The 20,874-nt window shown below is 44.8% G+C and carries 15 protein-coding genes and 1 pseudogene; 10 read left to right on the forward strand and 6 right to left on the reverse strand.

The genetic code is table 11. The features are described 5' to 3' along the window. Window positions 1-17 precede the first annotated feature (17 nt). The 4 genes from sucA (at window position 18) to sucD (ending at window position 6,332) form a co-directional block, all read left to right on the forward strand. Window positions 18-2,843, forward strand: a complete 2,826-nt coding sequence (sucA, locus tag NL643_RS08950) for a 2-oxoglutarate dehydrogenase E1 component (protein ID WP_253644279.1) — start codon at window positions 18-20, stop codon at window positions 2,841-2,843. A gap of 28 nt (window positions 2,844-2,871) precedes the next feature. Then, a complete protein-coding gene (odhB, locus tag NL643_RS08955; RefSeq protein WP_005393012.1) occupies window positions 2,872-4,080 on the forward strand; it encodes a 2-oxoglutarate dehydrogenase complex dihydrolipoyllysine-residue succinyltransferase in 1,209 nt (402 codons plus the stop codon). A gap of 213 nt (window positions 4,081-4,293) precedes the next feature. Then, the gene (sucC, locus tag NL643_RS08960; protein ID WP_054867849.1) at window positions 4,294-5,460 is read left to right on the forward strand and encodes an ADP-forming succinate--CoA ligase subunit beta; all 1,167 of its coding nucleotides are present in this window, start codon (window positions 4,294-4,296) and stop codon (window positions 5,458-5,460) included. Then, the gene (gene sucD, locus NL643_RS08965; protein ID WP_005382181.1) at window positions 5,460-6,332 is read left to right on the forward strand and encodes a succinate--CoA ligase subunit alpha; all 873 of its coding nucleotides are present in this window, start codon (window positions 5,460-5,462) and stop codon (window positions 6,330-6,332) included. The genes sucC and sucD overlap by 1 nt, the downstream gene beginning before the upstream one ends. Window positions 6,333-6,403: 71 nt before the next feature. Here the strand turns inward: sucD and znuB are convergent, their stop codons facing one another. Both znuB and znuC read right to left on the reverse strand, forming a co-directional pair. Further along, window positions 6,404-7,189, reverse strand: a complete 786-nt coding sequence (znuB, locus tag NL643_RS08970; RefSeq protein ID WP_005396067.1) for a zinc ABC transporter permease subunit ZnuB — start codon at window positions 7,187-7,189, stop codon at window positions 6,404-6,406. Next, the gene (znuC, locus tag NL643_RS08975; protein ID WP_006742704.1) at window positions 7,182-7,970 is read right to left on the reverse strand and encodes a zinc ABC transporter ATP-binding protein ZnuC; all 789 of its coding nucleotides are present in this window, start codon (window positions 7,968-7,970) and stop codon (window positions 7,182-7,184) included. The genes znuB and znuC overlap by 8 nt, the downstream gene beginning before the upstream one ends. Before the next feature lie 78 nt (window positions 7,971-8,048). On the opposite strand from znuC, the gene znuA reads away from it, so the two are divergent. The 5 genes from znuA to NL643_RS09000 all read left to right on the forward strand — a co-directional run bounded on the left by znuA (window position 8,049) and on the right by NL643_RS09000 (window position 16,072). Then, window positions 8,049-8,936, forward strand: a complete 888-nt coding sequence (znuA, locus tag NL643_RS08980) for a zinc ABC transporter substrate-binding protein ZnuA (protein WP_046874248.1) — start codon at window positions 8,049-8,051, stop codon at window positions 8,934-8,936. Between the two features lie 201 nt (window positions 8,937-9,137). Beyond that, window positions 9,138-12,515, forward strand: coding sequence for an AraC family transcriptional regulator (locus tag NL643_RS08985; RefSeq protein ID WP_253644280.1), 3,378 nt, complete (start codon window positions 9,138-9,140; stop codon window positions 12,513-12,515). Between the two features lie 826 nt (window positions 12,516-13,341). Further along, entirely contained in the window at window positions 13,342-13,569 is a 228-nt protein-coding gene (locus NL643_RS08990) for a FeoA family protein (protein ID WP_005382190.1), read from the forward strand. Then, window positions 13,569-15,845, forward strand: a complete 2,277-nt coding sequence (feoB, locus tag NL643_RS08995) for a Fe(2+) transporter permease subunit FeoB (RefSeq protein ID WP_253644281.1) — start codon at window positions 13,569-13,571, stop codon at window positions 15,843-15,845. Before NL643_RS08990 ends, feoB begins: the two co-directional genes overlap by 1 nt. Continuing rightward, window positions 15,842-16,072: a FeoC-like transcriptional regulator gene (locus NL643_RS09000; protein ID WP_005396058.1), complete on the forward strand. Its 231-nt coding sequence runs from the start codon at window positions 15,842-15,844 to the stop codon at window positions 16,070-16,072. The genes feoB and NL643_RS09000 overlap by 4 nt, the downstream gene beginning before the upstream one ends. Window positions 16,073-16,165: 93 nt before the next feature. Here the strand turns inward: NL643_RS09000 and NL643_RS09005 are convergent, their stop codons facing one another. Together NL643_RS09005 and argS are read right to left on the reverse strand one after the other, a co-directional pair. Continuing rightward, entirely contained in the window at window positions 16,166-16,594 is a 429-nt protein-coding gene (locus NL643_RS09005) for an HIT domain-containing protein (protein ID WP_253644282.1), read from the reverse strand. Window positions 16,595-16,720: 126 nt separating this feature from the next. Beyond that, the gene (gene argS / locus NL643_RS09010; RefSeq protein WP_012842044.1) at window positions 16,721-18,454 is read right to left on the reverse strand and encodes an arginine--tRNA ligase; all 1,734 of its coding nucleotides are present in this window, start codon (window positions 18,452-18,454) and stop codon (window positions 16,721-16,723) included. Window positions 18,455-18,674: 220 nt separating this feature from the next. Between argS and NL643_RS09015 the strand changes: the two genes are divergently transcribed. After that, entirely contained in the window at window positions 18,675-19,271 is a 597-nt protein-coding gene (locus NL643_RS09015) for a VOC family protein (RefSeq protein ID WP_243327079.1), read from the forward strand. Between the two features lie 71 nt (window positions 19,272-19,342). Here the strand turns inward: NL643_RS09015 and NL643_RS09020 are convergent, their stop codons facing one another. Together NL643_RS09020 and NL643_RS09025 are read right to left on the reverse strand one after the other, a co-directional pair. Then, window positions 19,343-19,711, reverse strand: coding sequence for a hypothetical protein (locus tag NL643_RS09020; protein WP_054867850.1), 369 nt, complete (start codon window positions 19,709-19,711; stop codon window positions 19,343-19,345). A 4-nt stretch (window positions 19,712-19,715) separates the two neighbouring features. After that, window positions 19,716-20,759, reverse strand: a pseudogene (locus NL643_RS09025) (trypsin-like serine protease); the annotation flags it as partial. Window positions 20,760-20,874 lie beyond the last annotated feature (115 nt).

Consider the following 20,874-nt stretch of genomic DNA (forward strand, 5'->3'; position numbering starts at 1 on the left):
ACTGGTTAAGGGAAAATATGCACAACGGCGTGATGAAGGCATGGCTCGAGTCTTCACACTTGGCTGGCGCCAATGCAACGTATGTAGAGGACCTCTACGAACTGTATCTAAGTGATCCCGATCTGGTAAGTGAGGAGTGGAAACGTGTTTTTGAAGGCTTACCTAAGCCGTCAGAAGAAGTGGCAGAACAACCACATTCACGTGTCCGTGACTACTTCCGTCGACTCGCTAGAGAAACAAAGCATTACAATGTCCAAGTTAGTGACCCAGATGTCGATGCAAAACAAGTAAAAGTTCTACAGCTAATCAACGCATACCGTTTCCGCGGACATGAAGCTGCAGAATTAGACCCACTAGGTCTATGGCAACGCCCAACCGTGGCGGAGTTAGACCCTGCTTTTCATAATCTTACCGAAGATGACTTCGAAGAAACTTTCAACGTAGGTTCTTTTGCTGTTGGGCAAGAAACCATGAAGTTGAAAGACATCTATGAAGCCCTCAACAAAACTTACTGCGGTTCCATCGGTGCTGAATACATGCACATGACTGACACAGAGCAAAAACGTTGGATCCAACAACGTCTTGAGTCTGTCGTAGGCCAGCCATCATTCAACAAAGATGAGAAGCGCACATTCCTAGAAGAGCTAACAGCCGCTGAAGGTTTGGAGCGTTACCTCGGAGCGAAATTCCCAGGTGCAAAACGTTTCTCTCTAGAAGGTGGTGACGCACTGATTCCGATGACGAAAGAGTTGATCCGTCACGCGGGAACAAGTGGGATGCGTGAAGTGGTTATCGGTATGGCTCACCGTGGTCGTTTGAACATGCTGGTGAACGTGCTTGGTAAGAAGCCTCAAGATCTGTTCGATGAGTTTGCCGGTAAACACGACGAAACTTGGGGCACGGGTGATGTGAAATATCACCAAGGTTTCTCTGCCGACTTTGCTACCCCAGGTGGTGATGTTCACTTAGCTCTTGCATTTAACCCATCGCATCTAGAAATCGTCAACCCAGTAGTCATGGGGTCGGTGCGAGCACGCCAAGATCGCTTGGGTGATAATCAAGGTAGCAAAGTGCTTCCTATCACTATCCACGGTGACTCTGCAATCGCTGGTCAGGGTGTGGTTGCCGAAACGTTCAACATGTCACTGGCTCGTGGTTTCCAAGTCGGTGGTACGGTGCGTATCGTTATTAACAACCAAGTTGGCTTTACGACGTCTAACCCTCGTGACACGCGTTCAACGATGTACTGTACAGATATCGCTAAGATGGTTCAGGCGCCAATCTTCCATGTGAATGCCGATGACCCAGAAGCAGTTGCTTTTGTTACTCGTATTGCTTTGGATTACCGCAACGAGTTCAAGCGCGATGTCGTGATTGATTTGGTGTGTTACCGTCGCCACGGTCACAACGAGGCCGATGAGCCAAACGCGACTCAGCCTTTGATGTACCAAAAAATCAAAAAACACCCTACACCACGCAAATTGTATGCGGATATTCTGATCGATAAAAACGAATCAGATATCGAGACAGCGACTCAGTTAGTCAATGAGTACCGCGACGCATTAGACCGCGGTGAAGTGGTGGTTAAAGAATGGCGTCCAATGGCGTTGCACTCTGTAGACTGGTCCCCTTACTTAGGGCATGAATGGGATATGGAGTGGGATTCAAAATATGACAAGACGCGTCTTATCGAGTTGGGTAATCGTCTTTGTCAGTATCCAGAAAGCCATAAACTGCAAAGCCGTGTTAATAAGCTTTACAACGATCGCCTAGCAATGATGACCGGTGAAAAAGCAATCGACTGGGGTATGGCCGAAACATTGGCGTATGCAACATTAGTTGATGATGGTAAGCGTATTCGCCTTTCTGGTCAGGATTCGGGTCGTGGTACTTTCTTCCACCGTCACTCGGTTCTTCATAACCAAACAGATGCAAGTACGTACATTCCATTAGCGAATATTCATGACAATCAGGGGCCATTCCAAGTGTTTGACTCAGTACTGTCAGAAGAAGCGGTATTGGCATTTGAATACGGTTACGCAACAGCAGAGCCAGGTGGTTTGAATATCTGGGAAGCGCAGTTTGGTGACTTTGCCAACGGCGCGCAGGTTGTGATTGACCAATTCATCTCGTCAGGTGAGCAGAAATGGGCACGCTTGTGTGGTCTCACAATGCTTCTGCCTCACGGTTACGAAGGTCAAGGCCCTGAGCACTCCTCTGCACGTCTAGAGCGTTACCTTCAGTTGTGTGCTGAGCAAAATATGCAGGTTGTAGTTCCTTCAACACCGGCTCAGGTATACCACATGATTCGTCGTCAAGTTGTACGCCCAATGCGTCGACCTCTGATTGTTATGTCGCCAAAATCTTTGCTGCGCCATCCTCTATGTACTTCGACAATTGAAGACTTAGCGGACGGTACATTCCAATCTGCAATTCCAGAAGTAGATGATTTAGACCCAAGCAAAGTAAAACGCGTCGTGTTCTGTTCAGGTAAGGTTTATTTTGACCTACTGGAGCAGCGCCGTAACAACGAGCAAGACGATGTCGCTATCGTGCGTATCGAGCAGCTTTATCCATTCCCGATGGAAGAAGTACAAGCAGCGATTGCTCAATACACTAACGTTGAAGACTTCGTGTGGTGTCAGGAAGAGCCTCAGAACCAAGGTGCTTGGTACTGTAGCCAACACAACTTCCGTGCCGCTATTCCTGCAGGTGCAGATCTTAAATACGCAGGTCGCCCAGCTTCTGCTTCGCCAGCAGTTGGCTACATGTCGGTGCACTTGAAACAACAAAAAGCGTTGGTTGAAGACGCTCTGAACGTGAACTCAAAAACTTCGAATTAAGAACTAGAAGTTAAAGGAAGAAACAGATATGACAATTGAAATTCTGGTTCCAGATTTACCTGAATCAGTTGCTGATGCAACCGTAGCGACATGGCACAAACAACCAGGCGACGCAGTAGAGCGTGACGAGGTTTTGGTTGACATCGAGACAGACAAAGTCGTGCTAGAAGTGCCAGCTCCGGAAGCAGGCGTTTTGGAAGCTATCGTTGAAGAAGAAGGTGCGACAGTACTTTCTAAACAAATCATTGCTAAATTGAAGCCAGGTGCAGTTGCAGGTGAGCCTACCGCAGACAAAACAGAAGGTACGGAAGCATCTCCTGATAAACGTCATAAAGCTGCGCTTAGCGAAGAAAGCAATGATGCACTAAGCCCAGCAGTACGTCGTTTATTGGCTGAACATGGCTTAGAAGCAAGCCAAGTGAAAGGCACTGGTGTTGGTGGTCGTATTACGCGCGAAGATATTGAAGCGCATCTTGCGAACGCTAAAGCTGCGCCAAAAGAAGAAGCACCAGCAGTGGTTGACGTGCCGGCAGCGGCTCGTAGCCAAAAACGTGTTCCAATGACTCGCCTGCGTAAGACAGTCGCTAACCGTCTGCTAGAGGCGAAGAACAACACGGCAATGCTAACGACGTTTAACGAAGTGAACATGAAACCAATCATGGACCTTCGTAAACAGTACAAAGATCAGTTCGAAGAGCGTCACGGTATTCGTTTAGGCTTCATGTCTTTCTACGTGAAAGCTGTAACAGAAGCGCTTAAGCGTTACCCAGAAGTAAATGCTTCGATTGATGGCGATGACATTGTTTACCACAACTACTTCGACATTAGCATGGCGGTATCAACGCCACGTGGTCTAGTTACACCAGTCCTAAAAGACTGTGACAAGCTTGGTTTCGCTGATGTTGAAAAAGGCATCAAAGAACTGGCTATCAAAGGTCGTGATGGCAAGCTAACGGTAGACGAGCTAATGGGTGGTAACTTCACTATCACAAACGGTGGTGTGTTCGGTTCACTAATGTCTACACCAATCATCAACCCACCTCAATCAGCGATTCTTGGTATGCATAAGATCCAAGAGCGCCCGATGGCAGTGGATGGCAAAGTTGAAATCTTGCCGATGATGTACCTAGCGCTGTCTTACGATCACCGCCTAATTGATGGTCGCGAGTCTGTTGGCTTCCTAGTGACTATTAAAGAGTTGCTAGAAGATCCAGCACGTCTCCTATTAGACGTTTAATATCGCTAAAACGTCTAGTTATCGTAGGTAGCTAGACGTTAAAAATTTCAATGGCTAGACTAGCTCAACGTCTGGCCTTCATTTGAATCCCACACCATGAGTACTCGTGATGAGGGATTGATTTGAGAAGACCCTACAGACGTACAAGCAGCCAAGACTGCAGCGTTATGGAAATAATAAATCCCTTAAGGGAAAAACAAACGGAATATCGAAATGAATTTGCATGAATACCAAGCCAAACAGCTGTTTGCAGAATTCGGTTTGCCTGTGCCAGAAGGCTACGCGTGTGATACACCACAAGAAGCTTTTGAAGCTGCAGGCCGTATCAGTACAGAAAAGAAAGTAGTTAAATGTCAGGTTCACGCTGGTGGCCGTGGTAAAGCGGGCGGTGTAGAGCTGCACGATACAAAAGAAGGCGTTAAAGAGTTTGCACAAAAGTGGTTAGGTAAAAACCTAGTGACTTACCAAACTGACGCTAACGGTCAGCCAGTTACAAAAATCCTTGTTGAAGAAGCTTCAAACATTGCAAACGAATTATACCTAGGTGCGGTTGTTGACCGTGCAAGCCGTAAGATCGTTTTCATGGCTTCAACAGAAGGTGGTGTGGAAATCGAAAAAGTTGCGGAAGAAACGCCGGAGCTTATCCACAAAGCAGCAATCGATCCACTAGTAGGCCCACAAGCTTACCAAGGTCGCGAGCTTGCGTTCAAACTTGGTCTTGAAGGTGACCAAATCAAACAATTCGTTAAGATCTTTATGGGTCTTGGCACTATGTTCTCTCAGTACGACCTTGCTCTGCTAGAGATCAACCCACTTGTGGTTACTGGTGAAGGCAACCTGCTATGTCTTGATGGTAAGATCAACATCGATTCAAACGCTCTTTACCGTCAGCCTAAGCTTCGTGAAATGCATGATCCATCACAAGAAGATGAGCGAGAAGCGCACGCAGCTCAGTGGGAACTGAACTACGTAGCACTAGACGGTAACGTTGGCTGTATGGTTAACGGTGCTGGCCTAGCAATGGGTACGATGGATATCGTAAACCTACACGGCGGCAAGCCAGCTAACTTCTTAGATGTAGGTGGCGGCGCGACGAAAGAGCGTGTTGCTGAAGCATTTAAGATCATCCTATCTGATGACAACGTGAAAGCGGTACTTGTTAACATCTTCGGTGGTATCGTACGTTGTGACATGATCGCAGAAGGTATTATCGGTGCGGTTAAAGAAGTAGGTGTAAGCGTACCTGTTGTTGTTCGTCTAGAAGGTACTAACGCTGACCTAGGTCGCGAAGTTCTTGCTAATTCTGATGTTGATATCATTGCTGCTGAGTCGCTAACGGATGCTGCTCAGAAAGTTGTTGCTGCTGCGGAGGCTAAATAATGTCTGTATTAATTAACAAAGACACTAAAGTAATCTGTCAGGGTTTCACTGGTGGTCAAGGTACTTTCCACTCAGAGCAAGCTATCGCATACGGCACTCAGATGGTTGGTGGTGTGTCTCCAGGTAAAGGTGGCCAAACTCACCTAGGTCTACCTGTATTCAACACAGTTCGCGAAGCAGTAGAAGCAACTGGCGCAACAGCGACAGTAATCTACGTTCCAGCACCTTTCTGTAAAGATGCAATTCTAGAAGCGATTGATGCGGGCATCGAGCTAATCGTAACAATCACGGAAGGCATCCCTACAACAGATATGATCGACGTGAAAGTGAAGCTAGAAGAAACTGGCGTTCGCATGATCGGTCCTAACTGTCCGGGTGTTATCACTCCTGATGAGTGTAAGATCGGTATCATGCCTGGTCACATCCACAAGAAAGGTAAAGTAGGTATCGTATCTCGCAGCGGTACTCTAACTTACGAAGCAGTTAAGCAAACAACTGACGAAGGTTTCGGCCAGTCTACTTGTGTTGGTATTGGTGGTGACCCAATCCCAGGTTCAAACTTCATTGATATTCTAAAACTGTTCCAAGAAGACCCTGAAACAGAAGCGATTGTTATGATCGGTGAAATCGGTGGTACTGCAGAAGAAGAAGCAGCAGCATACATTAAAGAAAACGTAACGAAGCCAGTGGTTTCCTACATTGCTGGTGTAACTGCTCCTCCTGGTAAACGTATGGGCCACGCTGGTGCGATTATCTCTGGCGGTAAAGGTACTGCTGAAGACAAATTTGCTGCACTAGAAGCGGCGGGCGTTAAGACTGTGAAATCTCTAGCAGAGATCGGCCAAGGTCTACGTGAAGTAACGGGCTGGTAATTTCCAACTCGAAGCTTAAAGCTAAAAAAGCCTAGCAATTATTGCTAGGCTTTTTTGTATCAAGGTACTTTTTACGATTTTTGGCGAATAAATTGGCTAAGCATAAACAGAGATGTTGCGCTGATTACTACTGATGGGCCAGCCGGAGTATCGAAGTGCCATGATAGGCTAAGCCCCATCAGTACTGCCACAGAGCCAATAATGGATGCGAACAATGCCATTTGCTCTGGTGATGAAGAGACTTTACGTGCTGTTGCTGCTGGGATAATTAGGAGCGAAGTCATGATCAACGCGCCAACGAACTTCATACCTACGGCAATCACAACACCTACCATAAGCATTAACACCAATCTAACCAAGTCTGTATTGACGCCCTCGACGGCAGCAAGCTCTTCACTAACTGTGCTCGACAATAAAGGTCGCCAAAAAACGTAAAGACACACGCTAACAGCAACGACACCTGCGTAAATGAACATCAGATCTTGCGGAGATACTGCGAGTAAGTCACCGAACAAGTAACTCATCAGATCTACACGGACATTATCCAAGAAACTAACAGAAACTAGACCAACAGATAATGCGCTATGGGCGAGTATACCCAGAAGCGTATCGGTTGCGACCAGTTGTTGTTTCTGCAATGTCACGAGCAATACGGCGAGTGCTAAACAGCAAACGAGTAGTGCAAGATAAAGGTTCACGTTGAGCAGAAAGCCTAATGCCAAACCCATCAATGAAGCATGTGCCAGGGTATCACCGAAGTAAGCCATTTTGCGCCAAACGACGAATGACCCAAGAGGACCTGCAATGATCGCGATGCCAATACCAGCAAGAATAGAAGGTAGAAGAAACTCAATCATGGTGATGATGTCCGTGTTTATGGTTGGAGCATGATGTCGCATCGCCAGTTACTGGCGTTCCGGATAAATCGTGATGATGATGCTCGTGGTCGTGATGATAAAACGCGAGCGATTCTCTCGCTGCATTGCCAAATAGCGCGATGTAAGAAGGGTGCTGAGTAATCGTGGCAGGTGAACCAGAGCAGCAAACATGGTGATGCAGACAAATGACATCATCTGTTTTGGCCATTACTAAATGTAAGTCGTGTGACACCATAAATACACCGCAATCGAATCGGTGACGAATGCTTTCAATTAGATCGTAGAGATCGATTTGACCTTGAATATCCACACCCTGCGCAGGTTCATCTAGCACTAACAGCTCTGGGCGTTGAAGCAAAGCACGCGCAAGTAATACGCGTTGGTTTTCACCACCTGATAAGCGATGCATGTTACTACTAATTAAATGCTCAGCGCCAACAAGCCTTAATGCATCAATACATTCTTGTTTACTGTATTTTCCTGCTAAATTTAGAAAACGGGTGACATTCAATGGAAGAGAGTCATTGAGTTTCAATTTTTGAGGAACATAACCAATTTTTAGTTTTCTTTGTCGGTTTAATTTGCCGCTAGTCGGTTTTTGAAGGCCTAAAATGACTTTGACTAACGTTGATTTTCCCGCTCCATTGGGACCAATTAGGGTTGTTATTTTGCCCTTTTGTAATTCCATACTAATGTTATCGAGAACTCTGCGGCCATCGAACTCGACGCATAAGTGCTCAAGATGGACTAAGGAAGACATGAATGAAACTCATTTGCAAATCAATAATGTTATAATGTAACATTATCACACTTTCTACACCATATCCCAAGTAAAACTATGAAAAGAGCATTAATTCTTGCTGCGTCAGCGATGCTAACGTTGCCAGCACACGCAGTAACGGTACTAACGAGTATCAAACCGATTCAGTTATTAGTGACAGAACTTACTCAAGGTGTGACTTCGCCAGATGTATTACTGCAGTCCAACACTTCACCCCATGATTACGCTTTACGCCCATCGGATGTTAAGAAAATCGCTTCTGCTGATTTAGTTATTTGGTACGGACATGATCTCGAACCGTTTCTGGAAAAAGTCGTGTCAGACAGATCGAATATTCTGACTATTAGTCAAATTCCAGATCTAGATTTGCGTGAGTTTGATAGTGAGCACAATCATGACCATGATGGCCACGATCATGGTTCACATGATCCGCACTTTTGGTTAGGTGTAAGTCAAGCACAACAAGTTGCCAAGGCTGTCGTGAATCAACTGGGATCACTTGATCCGGAAAATGCAGCACAGTACCAAGAAAACCTTAAAAAATTTGAAACTGAGCTCAGCCAGACGGACCTAGAGATCAAGAAGAAATTATCGCCAGTGAAAGACAAAGGTTACTTTGTGTTTCACGATGCTTATGGTTATTTCGAAGAGCGTTATGAGTTAAATCAAATGGGGCACTTCACCGTGAGCCCGGATCGTAAGCCGGGCGCAAAAACCTTAATCCAAATTCGTCAAAAGTTAAGTTCAGGAGATGTAGCCTGCGTGTTTTCTGAACCTCAGTTTACTCCAGCTGTCGTTCAGAGCGTGATGCGAGGTAGCAAAGTTGCCAAAGGTGAACTTGACCCATTAGGGAGCACAATTGAAGCAAAACCGGGCAGTTACTTTACTTTTCTCAACAATATGGCGAATAATTTTGAGCAGTGCTTGAGCCAAAAGACGGATTAAGTAGTGTTGTTGTGTAGGAATAGTCCTTTTAACGTGATCCAGTAGTAAGAATTACAACCTTTGGCAAGGCGAGCCTTTTCTCAAACAGTAATTGAGATATCATTATCAATAATTAGCAGCTCAAAATAACCGTATAAGTCCATGCTGTAGAAGATATGGACGGTGAGCGCCGAGCACAAATTGATATAAAAGGTTTTCGTCTTGCTACGCCAATTAGCCCTTGTCTTGTTGGGCTTTTTCCTATCTTTCCAAGCATTTGCTCTTCATAATGCGAATGCCATCTTTTACCCTTTGCCGACTCAGGTTAAGGGTACTTTTATTGCGGCTAAAAAATTGTTCTTGGGTGAGCAAGGGGGCTTGTGGATTCACGACGTGCATGGGCGGGTGTTGTTTTATGATGGCCAAAATATCCTACCTAAATCAGGCAGTTTTTTACAAACGTCTGCCAAGCAACTGGCTTATCATGAAGGCTCGTTCTGGACCTTTGTTGAGAATGAGGTGTATCAAACTTATCCAAATCAAGAAAGACGTTTAGTCTTTAGCTTAAACCCCGGGTCGCAAATAAGAAAAATCGGTTCTTCTGAAGATTATATTTGGGTTAGTGATGGCGCACATTTCTATACTTACAACATCGATACTAGCGAGTTAAAGTCCTTTTCTTTGTTGCAGCTCTATCAACATAGCAACAATAGCTATGTTTATATTAACGATGCAGTTCTGCTCGAAGAGAAGTGGGCACTTGCTACAACTTCTGGCTTTTATCTTTCAGAAGGAGATAAGTTTGACCATGTAGTCGCTTCAGGTCAGAACTACATTGAAAAGATCTACTACTCACACACGCGCAGAGAAATTCTGGTAGGAACGTTGCGTGGGGCATTAATTTTCAATATTTATCAACCTGATAAAGAGGTGATTAAGATTGGCGGCTCTCATGTGTTGACTTTCGCTGAGACAAATCAAGAGTACTGGGTGGGGACTGAGCATGGTCTGTATTTATACTCATTCTTGTCAGGTGAAGTGACAGAAGTCGAGCCTGCAAGCTTTCTTGAACTGGAGCTGGATAATACAAAGATCTATTCGCTACTGAGTGACAACATGGGAGGGATGTGGATCGCGACTAACCAAGGCATTCGTTATTACTCCTTGTTTAGTAAAAAGTTTGAACGAGTAACTTTCAGTAGTTATGACTCGCAAACCTTATCAGGGCGAATTCGACAAACCTCCACAGGACCTGATGATGCGCTTTGGTTCGCGGATGACCGAAAGCTTTATCGGACAGGTGAGAGTGGCAATATCAAAGTCTTGGAGCTTGATTCGCAGATCAATGAATTTGCATTTCAAGGTGGGATGCTTTGGCTTGCGACCTCTAAAGGGCTCGAAATATTTGAGTTGAATGGTCTTAACAAAGTGACATTTCCTTATTTACAGGTTATGGCTGGACACGGAGTGGAGCATGTGACTGTAGATGGTAATGAGCGTCTCTGGGTATCAAGCGGATACCATCTTTACAATGTTGATATAACCAAGCAAAGCGTAAGAAACTTTGGAAGTGAGTGGCTAGTAAGTCAGTACTTACCAGCTAAGGTTACGCGTTTATACGACACTGAAGACTCTCTATTGATAGGGACCGATCATGGGGTTTATCAATACAGCAATGAAAACATCCAGTTCATCCGCTATTCCGAAAAATTTGGTGAATCATTAGACATGGTCACGGCGGTTGATGGCAGTCAGTGGTTTGCGTCATCTTACGGCGTTTTTAAAACGATTAAAGGAAGTGACGAGAAACGTGTTGTTGAAATGAGTGTGCCCAACGCGCGACCTGCTTGCTTGATCAGAGACAGGCAAGGCGTGTGGTTAGCCTCTTCTGTCGGACTAAGCTATTACCACCTTTCGGGTGAATTAGTGAAACATTATTCATCAGCGTCTGGCTTAATGAACAACGAGTTTCTACCAGGAATTTGCAGTGTTATACAGTACACAGAAGATGGTGAGCGAGAGCTCGTCCTAGGGTCGAAATACGGGTTGGTAAAAGCTGAAGCATCCAAGCTGCTTGTGTCCAACCCTCCAGAGTCGAAGTTTATCGTGAGCCAAGTTGTGCTTGAAAACGAGGTTCTACAAGTTGGTAGCGCCGATTTGAATGGAATAAAATTACCGTATGGCTCTTCTCTAAGTTTCTTATTTGGCGTGATGCCAAAACCAGACAGCCAAAATTTGTATTATCGATTGAATAGCGATGATCCTTGGCAAGCGCTAGAGGGAGGCCAACTGACTCTAGAGCATCTCAATTCCGGTGAATACCACCTACAGGTAAGTAATGAGTCTCAAGTCGCTGCTGGATTGGTTGGGCTCGAGTCGTATTTTATTGTGCTTAATCCTTGGTATTTATCGCAACTCGCAATTTTAGGTTTTGTGGTCGCGAGTATTGCCATGGTTGCACTACTTATGTACTGGCGTTCTCGCTATGTTGTACAGGCTAACCGTGATTTAGCTGCGCAAGTGACACTCAAAACTAACCAGTTGAGGCATCAAAGCCGAGTGTTGTTGACGAGTAACCAACAGCTACGTAAACAGATTCAAGTCAGAAACCTGTTGGTTGATCACGTGGCGCAATCTATTAAGTCCAGTGTGGATTTTATAGCGTCAAAATTACCCATACCTTTGGATGCAGCTACGGAAGATCATCTGGCGAAAACGACATGGCAATTAAATGAGTTAAAAAGTGTTCCTGGCGAAGCTAGCGGCGGTAGTCACAATTACAATTTGAGTCAGATAACTCAATCGGTGGTTGATGTATGGCAAGATGATTTTGCGAAGGCTGGGATTATGGTGGAGCTTGAAGATGAGAGAAAAACAAGTCGAATTGCTCTGGAAAGCTTTAACCTTGATGTTATCTTCAACAGCATTTTTGCCAATATCATCAAGCGTTCTTTCCGAGGCCAAACGGTGAGAATCATGCTAGAAGAGGGCAATGATATTGTTTCATTGAGTTTTCTTGATTATGGGACGCAACTGCCTAATAAAGTCACGACCGGGCGTCCATCTAATATGAACCACTCTGAATTGAGTATTGATCATCTTGCCCAGTTAGTGACAACGAGTGGAGGATACTTGGCGGTGTTTACTTCCGACGCTCAAAATAAAATCGAAATTACATGGCCAACTGCGAAGGAAATGAGTTATGTGGATGAATCTTTGCAAGAATTTGAGTCTGAACCTATCGTCGAAGATAAAGTGACCCCAGAGAAAGAATGGTTGCAAAAAGTCTATCAGCTGGTGGCTGAGCATTACCATGACCCTGAGTTTGGTACTGCTTTAGCGGCTAAAATGCTGTTCATGTCAGAACGCTCTTTACAGAGGCGCTTTAAATCAGCCTCGTCAAGAACGTTAAAAGATTATGTAACCGAAGTTCGTTTAGAAACGGCGTGTGAGCAGTTATTAGCGGGCGAGAAAATCAGCGAAGTAGCGTTTAACTGCGGCTTTAATGATCCTTCTTACTTTAGCCAAAAGTTTAAATTGCATTTTGGTTTGCCTCCTTCCAAGTTTGCTTTGACTCAAGAAAGCCAAGAAACCAACTAAAAAAACTCATTACACACTCCCTAGTGAATATTCAAAAGACTGGGGAGCTGCTTATAGTGCTCTACTATTGCTAGAGCTACCAATGCAGTGATTCTCATTGCTTCTTCATAACATCTAGCCTACAAATCCATTCTCAATACGTAAGCACGGTCACGCTCTATCTGTTAGTAGCGCTGTTCTTAGCTATAACCATACATGGCTTAAGAGGACGGATTTACCTACGGCGACAAATAGATGAATGGTTGTATTTTTGTATCTAGAGTGCGTTGGTTCATTTGAGTAGTGGGGGAATGCGAAATTCGTGAAAACAGAACTGTGCTGAAAAGGTGGATAAGCTAAAGAGTTTAGAGAGATGAAAAAAAATATCGTGGTATAGCCGGGGGGACTATACCACGGGTGTCAATGACACCTTCGCTTGCTGCCGGAGTGACATGTTGCCATGCCACCTCTGGAATTCATTTGAGAGGTTGCCCTCTCGATGGAGTAACTATACGAGAGGTTACTTATTTTTCTTATAAAAATAACGCCATGTTGATATGAGAAAAGCGACAAAGTTTTAAGTTCCAACTAAATTATTGTTTTGTATGGAATTTTTTATTTTTTCCCTTTGTTTGTGACATTTTTATTTCATTGATCGTGATTTTTAATTGTTAATTTTGACGTAAATAACGAGAGGAAATTTACGGAGTTGACGTTTGAAAGCATGAAAACATTTATGAAATCTTTGATTTCACACAAGGATTGAAGGGTTATAGAAGAGTAATATTGGCAGCCTAAACTTATTAAATAATAATATTTCTCATTAGCAATACTCTTAAGGGCCACTATGAAGTTATCAGAGATTAATCCTGGCGATACGGTGACGATTCGGTTGTTAGATGGTCTTTCATCAGATATCAGAAAGAAACTCATGGTAATGGGGCTGCTTCCCAATACAGAAGTCAAAGTGATTCGACGTGCTCCAATGGGCGATCCTTTACAAGTCGAAGTCCGTGGTGTGTCTGTCGCATTGCGAGAAACCATTGCTCAGAAAATTGAAGTGGAGCGAGTGTAATGCAATATCAAGTGCTTACCGTAGGTAATCCTAATAGTGGTAAAACGACGCTATTTAATGGTTTGACTGGCGCAAAACAGCAAGTTGGTAACTGGGCAGGCGTCACCGTTGAAAAGAAAACGGGACAATTCAAACATGCGGGTGACGAGTTTTTGCTCACTGACCTCCCTGGCATTTACTCGTTAGACAGTGGTAATGATAGCAATAGTATTGACGAATCCATTGCATCGCGTGCGGTTCTAACTCATCCTGCTGATCTCATTATCAACGTGGTTGATGCCACGAGTTTAGAGCGCAGCTTATATATGACGTTGCAACTTCGCGAACTTGGCCGTCCTATGATTGTTGTTCTCAACAAAATGGATGCGCTAAAACGTGAACGTCAAATGATTAACGTTTCAGAGCTTGAGAAAACGTTAGGTTGTCCTGTAGTAAGTTTATCTGCAACCAATAAAACTCAAGTTGCAGAGTTTAAAGAAAAACTTCATAAGTCCATCGTTCAAGGGGTCGCGCTTAAAGAGCTATCTTTGCATTACGGTGAAAAGATGGAGTCGGCGATTCAAACTGTTTCCGCACTTTTTAACGATCAAACCGTCGCCCATCGTGCATTAGCGATTCGTGCGCTTGAAAAAGACACGATGGTTCTCAATAGCCTTTCCGATATTGATAGAAGCAAAGTATTGGAAGTCATTGCGACTTTAGACTTGGATATCGATTTGCATGTCGCGGATACCAAGTACACATACCTGCATGAACAGTGTAAAAAAGTTCGCCGAAGCGAAGGCAAATTAAGCCGTAGCGTGACTGAAAAACTCGACCAGTTTATTTTGAACAAGTGGATTGGGATCCCATTCTTCTTTGTGGTTATGTACTTGATGTTTATGTTCTCGATTAACATCGGTAGTGCATTTATCGACTTTTTTGACATTGGTGTAGGCGCATTGCTGGTTGATGGTGGACATCACTTATTAGATGGTCACCTCCCCGTATGGCTAGTTACGGTGATTGCTGATGGTTTAGGCGGCGGTATTCAAACAGTTGCGACCTTTATCCCGGTCATAGCGTGTTTGTACTTATTCCTTGCTGTGCTTGAGAGCTCGGGTTACATGGCACGCGCTGCGTTTGTGCTTGATAAAGTGATGCAGAAAATCGGCTTGCCGGGTAAAGCGTTTGTCCCTTTGGTTCTTGGTTTTGGCTGTAACGTTCCGTCGATCATGGCAACGCGCACGCTAGACCAAGAGCGTGAGCGCAAGTTGGCTGCGTCGATGGCACCGTTTATGTCATGTGGTGCTCGCTTACCTGTGTACGCTTTATTTGCTGCCGCTTTCTTCCCAGGCTCTGGTCAAAACATTGTGTTTGCACTTTACCTGCTTGGTATTGTCGCCGCGGTGTTTACCGGTTTGTTCCTCAAGCACACGCTGTATCCTGGCAGCAGTGATAGCTTGGTGATGGAAATGCCTGACTATGAGCTTCCGACATTGCAGAACGTCGCGATCAAAACTTGGCAAAAACTTAAGCGGTTTGTATTGGGTGCAGGTAAAACCATCGTAGTGGTTGTTGCTATCTTGAGCTTCCTCAACTCGCTAGGAACTGACGGTACATTCGGTAATGAAGACAGTGATAAATCGGTTCTATCAAAAGCCGCTCAGGTTGTGACGCCAGTGTTTGCACCAATTGGTATTCAAAAGGATAACTGGCCAGCAACGGTTGGTATTATTACTGGTATCTTCGCGAAAGAGGCAGTCGTGGGCACATTGAACAGCTTATATACTACGCCAACCGATGGAGAGGATGCAGAATTTGATCTTATGGGTAGCCTAGAAGAAGCGGTGATGAGCATTCCTGAAAACCTAGCAGGGCTGAGCTATTCTGATCCTCTGGGGATTGACGTCGGTGATTTAGCAGATTCTCATGCAGTCGCAGAGGAGCAAGAAATTGATGAATCGATCTTTGGTAACATAAAAGAGAAATTTGTTTCTGGTCATGCTGCTTTTGCGTACCTAATTTTTATCTTACTTTACACTCCTTGTGTGGCTGCGATGGGTGCCTATGTTCGAGAATTCGGCAATAACTTTGCGCGCTTTATAGCGGTATGGACAATGGGGCTCGCGTACTTGAGTGCGACTTTCTATCATCAGCTTATGCATTTCGCTGATAGCCCTATCACCAGCGGCGTTTGGATTGCCGCAATTATTGCGATTTTCTTTGGCACGTACCGCGTTTTCATGCGCGTAGGCAAGAAACATCAAGGCGAGTTTGAGGCGCAAGTCGTATGATTTTAAAAGAGCTTTATCAATATATTGCCGAAAAAGGAACGGTTTCCCAATCTGAGCTAGCAAAACAGTTCGGAATGAGTGAAGACGGTGCAGACGCCATGTTAAGTGTATGGATTAACAAAGGTCGTATTTCTCGCTTGGTAGATACAAATAAAGCTCATCATATAACGCGAATACGCTATGCAGTCACAAAGCACGATGGTTTGTCACTTACCGTAACCATGTAGTAAGAGCAATGAACCATCGCGCAAAAACAACAAAGCCGCATCAGCAATGATGCGGCTTTTTACTTTCTGCCTGAATTAAAAGTTATATAACGGTTACGCTTTACGGAAGATAGAGCTTAACGACAACACATTACGAATTCGGTTAAGAATCTCTTCTTGTCCTTCGTCAGTACGAAACTCACCTTTGGTGTTACCCCAAACTGGTCCCGGCCATGCCATATCGTCTTTAAAGCGAGCAACATGGTGAATGTGCAGCTGTGGCACCATGTTACCTAGGGCACCAAGGTTTAGCTTGTCTGGGCGGAATGTCGCTTCGAGTGCTTGGCTTACCGCTTGAGATTCGAGCAAAAACTGTTGTTGCTCTTGCATTGGCAAGTGGTGTAGCTCTTTCAAATTTTCGCGTTTAGGCACCAAGATAACCCATGGCACAGCATTATCTTTATGAAGAAGCGCGACGCAAAGTGGGAAGTGACCAATCACCGAAGTGTCTTTTGCCAATTGAGGATGAAGTTCAAAACTCATTATTGCTGTCCGATTAATTTTTAGTTTGAATTAGTATACGACAGATAAAACAAAAGGTTGGCGCTTTCACGTCAACCTTTGTCATCATTTAGCTTGTGCTACTTAAGCTAACTACGTAAAAGCGGATTACATACGCTCTAGAGTATCGATACCCAGTAGAGACAGACCTTGCTTGATGGTCTTCGCTGTTAGCGCAGCTAGTTTCAGACGGCTTTGTTTCACTGCTTCGTCTTCAGCAACTAGGATAGGGCACGCTTCGTAGAAGCTAGAGAACTGACCTGCTAGTTCGAATAGGTAGCTACACATGATGTGTGGTTGGCCTTCGCGAGCAACAGATTGAACCGCTTCTTCGAACTGCATAAGTTTAGCAATAAGTGCTTTCTCTTTCTCATCAGTGATTTTGATGTCACCTTGGAGAGCGTCCATAGCAACACCAGCTTTAGCGAAAATAGAAGCTACGCGAGTGTATGCATATTGCATGTATGGTGCTGTGTTACCTTCAAACGCTAACATGTTGTCCCAATCGAACACGTAGTCAGTCGTACGGTGTTTAGATAAGTCAGAGTATTTAACCGCTGCCATTGCAACTGTTTTAGAGATCTTCTCTTTTTCTTCCGCATCTAGTTCAGGGTTTTTAGATTCGATCAGCTGTGCTGCGCGAACTTCTGCTTCATCTAGAAGATCTGCTAAACGAACGGTACCACCCGCACGAGTCTTGAATGGCTTACCATCTTTACCCAGCATCATGCCGAACGCGTGGTGCTCAAGAGATACAGACTCAGGCACGTAGCCCGCTTTACGAACAATCGTCCAAGCTTGCATTAGGTGCTGGTGTTGACGTGAGTCGATGAAGTAAAGCACACGGTCTGCGCTTAGCTCTTCATAACGATATTTTGCACATGCGATATCTGTTGTTGTGTATAGGAAACCACCATCGCGTTTTTGAACGATAACGCCCATTGGTTCGCCATCTTTGTTCTTGTATTCATCTAGGAATACAACTTGCGCGCCATCATCTTCAACGGCAAGACCTTGTTCTTTTAGGTCTGCAACGATCTTAGGAAGCATGTCGTTGTACATGCTTTCGCCCATGACGTCGTCACGAGTCAGTGACACGTTTAGACGGTCGTAGTTGCGCTGGTTTTGGATCATGGTTACATCAACGAGTTTTTTCCACATTTCTGCACAGTACTCGTCACCGCTTTGCAGTTTTACCACGTAGTTTCGCGCCTTTACTGCGAACTCTTCATCTTCATCGTACAGCTTTTTAGACTCACGATAGAAGCCTTCAAGGTCCGCAAGTTCCATAGAAACTTCGCCAGACTCTTGTTGTACACGCTCAAGGTTTGCGATAAGCATACCGAACTGAGTACCCCAGTCACCGATGTGGTTCGCGCGGATCACTTTGTGACCTAAGAACTCAAGCGTACGTACCACTGCATCACCGATGATGGTTGAACGCAGGTGACCTACGTGCATTTCTTTTGCTACGTTTGGTGCAGAGTAGTCGGCAACGATGGTTTGTGCTTCTTCTTTAGCTACGCCAAGACGTTCGTCTGCTAGCGCCGCGTCGGCTTGTTTCGCAAGGAACTCTTCGCTTAGGAAAATGTTGATGAAACCAGGGCCAGCGATTTCTGTTTTGCTCGCAATACCATCTAGGTCCAGAACATCCAGTACTTTCTGTGCAAATTCTCGAGGGTTAGTACCCAGTTTTTTAGCAACGCCCATTACGCCGTTTGCTTGGTAATCACCAAATTGTGGCTTTGCTGATTGGCGAACGGCTGCAGGACTGCCTGCAGGTGCGCCAGCGGCTTCTAGAGCCTGAGATACTTTGTCATTAATAAGTGCTTGGATATTCACACGCGTTTCCTTCAATTCAAGGACAAAGAACTCGGCAATATGTACGCCGAGCTCTGTTAGAGTTCACAAAAATGGGGCTAATCATAACAACTTTATTGCTTTTCATACAGAGATGAATAGGCGAAATTTTTACTTTTTCGATTGAATGGAAATGTGGCTTAGTTTGCGTTTACTATTGCGCTCAAAGTAATGAGATAAATCGCCCCATAAGAGACCCACAATGACGACTCAACTAGTTGAAAAGCGCCTAACGCCTGAATTGATGATCCAAGATCTGGACGCATTTATGGCGAAGATTGAAGAGCTTGCAACCCTGTTAAAACTGGATCTGAGCTTTGCTCAGGCTGACCATATTGCGCTGCGTATTAATGATACTGAAACAGCGAAAGCCGCGCATGAAGCATGGAATCAATACGGTAAGGTGATTTCACAAGCGAAAATAAACGGTCGCCCAATCATCGTTATCGAATTCGACAAAGCGTTGGAAAGCCGTGGCTGGAAGATTGAGTGTCTGGAGCTGCCATACCCTGCGGAAGGCAAAATCTACCCAAATGAAAGCTGGGAACATGTGGAGTTTGTGATTCCGTCTCATGCTGAAACCGCAGATGAGTTTCTTGCTGATTTGAAACACACTTACCCAGCGTTTGGCGCGCGTTTTGATGAGTTAAAAGAGCTGGGTGTGAAGATCAAATTGTCGAGCCCGAAAGGGGAAGGCGAACGCTTGAACAACCCAACCGTGGCGTTTAAGTACCAAGGCATTTGTATCAAGCTGCACCCGCATTCACTTAAGCGTATTGTGGAGTCTGAGCAGGCGTAAAACGCTAGAGTGAAATTTCTGAGTTGCGAGAGGCAAAAAGGGAGCCGAGGCTCCCTTTCGTAAGCGAATCACTATTTAGCCGGTGACTTGCTTTTTGGGTTGGTAATGGAAAGCTTTTTGCCTTTCAACTCTTCGTCTAGAGTTAGTGTGAAAGTCTTTGGAAACGGCATTCGTTTACAATGATCCACTTTGTTCCTGACGATTGTGAGCAGGGCTTCCGTTGAAGAGTTTTGCTCTATTTTTAAGCTAAAGTCATCGTTCTTACTGCAGCCATTAGACTCGGCGATAAATGAAATTTGACTATCGATAGTTCGGTACGCTTCTACCATGATTGCTTGGTGTTCAGACTCTTGACCTTGCTGCATTTCTGTATTTGCCGAGCAAGCGACTAAGCTGATTGAGCTCAAACCAAGCAGCATTGTTTTGAGTATATATTGCATCTTGTTATCCTTTTTTGCGACGCAGGAAAGGACCTGCAGCTAGCAACATCAATAGGCTAATCGAGAAGCTGCCGCCTGAACTCGATGTTGTTGTTACGCTGCTCTCGCTAGTGTTATCTGAACTAACTGACATCTTGATATTGCGAATATACGCTTGCGCGTTGTAACCACCGCTAAACTCGTAGTTTTTCAGATAAGCAAAAGTAACCGTGTTTGACTTCCGGTAAAGATCGATAGAAAGTTCATTGTACTCAAGAAGCTGGCGAGTGTAGTCATACTCTTGGCCATTGACGTAAACGACAAAAACATCGAAACCATCTGACAAGACTTTAAAGTCCATTGATAGTTTGCCTTTTGGAAGATCGGTTAAATACAAGATGGATGCGCCAGCAGACGTTCCCATGTCTGCTGATTGAAGTTCACCATTTTCAGCGGTCCAAGCGTGTTCATTGGTGTACACGTTTGCGCCAGCTAGCGTAACGGCACTGCTCAATGAGCTGCTTGCTTTATCAATACCACTATATATTAAGGTAGTCGAAAGTTTAGATAGTTTCGGATGATCAGTAGAGACTTCAATCGTTTCAACTGAGTGCGAGTAGCTTGGGTAGTAGCCTACCGTAATTTGACAGCTCTGAGATGGTGCCAGTGTCGCAGTACAGGTATTTTTGGCGAGGCTGATTCCGCTTGTTAGGGTAACGCCCGTGATGTTAATTGGCGTATTCACCTCGTCATTACGAATAGTAAAGGTCTCTTGCTGCGCCTTTCGCTCAACGAAATGAAGATCTCGATACTGAGTGTAGCTGATAGTATTACGATGACTATCTATCCAGCCGTTGTGCTGAAAATGAGCGACGTTTGCGTAAACACCATAAGCATTTGGTTGAGCACATCCATCACCCCAACTGACCACCCCTAATAATTTGTTGATGCCGTTATCGTCAACGATGAGCGGACCGCCGCTATCTCCTTGGCAGCTATCTTTACCTCCCCAATAGTATCCGGCGCAAATGCCGTCATCTGATACATTAGAGTAGTTTCCTGGCAGGGAAAGATTACGAAACCCCTTGCCCTGCAAGGACTTGCGAAAGGTAGCTGTTGCTACGGTTCGCTTTTTTCTGCTTTCTTTTGATCCCAGCTTTGAAGCTGGTTTCTTCCGTCAGCAG

Origin of the sequence: Vibrio sp. Y42_MX_L11, assembly GCF_024181785.1 — a bacterium.
Lineage (GTDB): Bacteria > Pseudomonadota > Gammaproteobacteria > Enterobacterales > Vibrionaceae > Vibrio > Vibrio diabolicus.

What these genes read in the sequence shown, in the direction of transcription:
- feoB (WP_253644281.1), top strand. Translation starts at nt 13,569, where the DNA reads ATGCAATATCAAGTGCTTACCGTAGGTAATCCTAATAGTGGTAAAACG.
- NL643_RS09015 (WP_243327079.1), top strand. Translation starts at nt 18,675, where the DNA reads ATGACGACTCAACTAGTTGAAAAGCGCCTAACGCCTGAATTGATGATC.
- NL643_RS09020 (WP_054867850.1), bottom strand. Translation starts at nt 19,711, where the DNA reads ATGCAATATATACTCAAAACAATGCTGCTTGGTTTGAGCTCAATCAGC.
- odhB (WP_005393012.1), top strand. Translation starts at nt 2,872, where the DNA reads ATGACAATTGAAATTCTGGTTCCAGATTTACCTGAATCAGTTGCTGAT.
- sucC (WP_054867849.1), top strand. Translation starts at nt 4,294, where the DNA reads ATGAATTTGCATGAATACCAAGCCAAACAGCTGTTTGCAGAATTCGGT.
- NL643_RS09005 (WP_253644282.1), bottom strand. Translation starts at nt 16,594, where the DNA reads ATGAGTTTTGAACTTCATCCTCAATTGGCAAAAGACACTTCGGTGATT.
- znuB (WP_005396067.1), bottom strand. Translation starts at nt 7,189, where the DNA reads ATGATTGAGTTTCTTCTACCTTCTATTCTTGCTGGTATTGGCATCGCG.
- sucA (WP_253644279.1), top strand. Translation starts at nt 18, where the DNA reads ATGCACAACGGCGTGATGAAGGCATGGCTCGAGTCTTCACACTTGGCT.
- znuC (WP_006742704.1), bottom strand. Translation starts at nt 7,970, where the DNA reads ATGTCTTCCTTAGTCCATCTTGAGCACTTATGCGTCGAGTTCGATGGC.
- NL643_RS08990 (WP_005382190.1), top strand. Translation starts at nt 13,342, where the DNA reads ATGAAGTTATCAGAGATTAATCCTGGCGATACGGTGACGATTCGGTTG.
- NL643_RS09000 (WP_005396058.1), top strand. Translation starts at nt 15,842, where the DNA reads ATGATTTTAAAAGAGCTTTATCAATATATTGCCGAAAAAGGAACGGTT.
- sucD (WP_005382181.1), top strand. Translation starts at nt 5,460, where the DNA reads ATGTCTGTATTAATTAACAAAGACACTAAAGTAATCTGTCAGGGTTTC.
- znuA (WP_046874248.1), top strand. Translation starts at nt 8,049, where the DNA reads ATGAAAAGAGCATTAATTCTTGCTGCGTCAGCGATGCTAACGTTGCCA.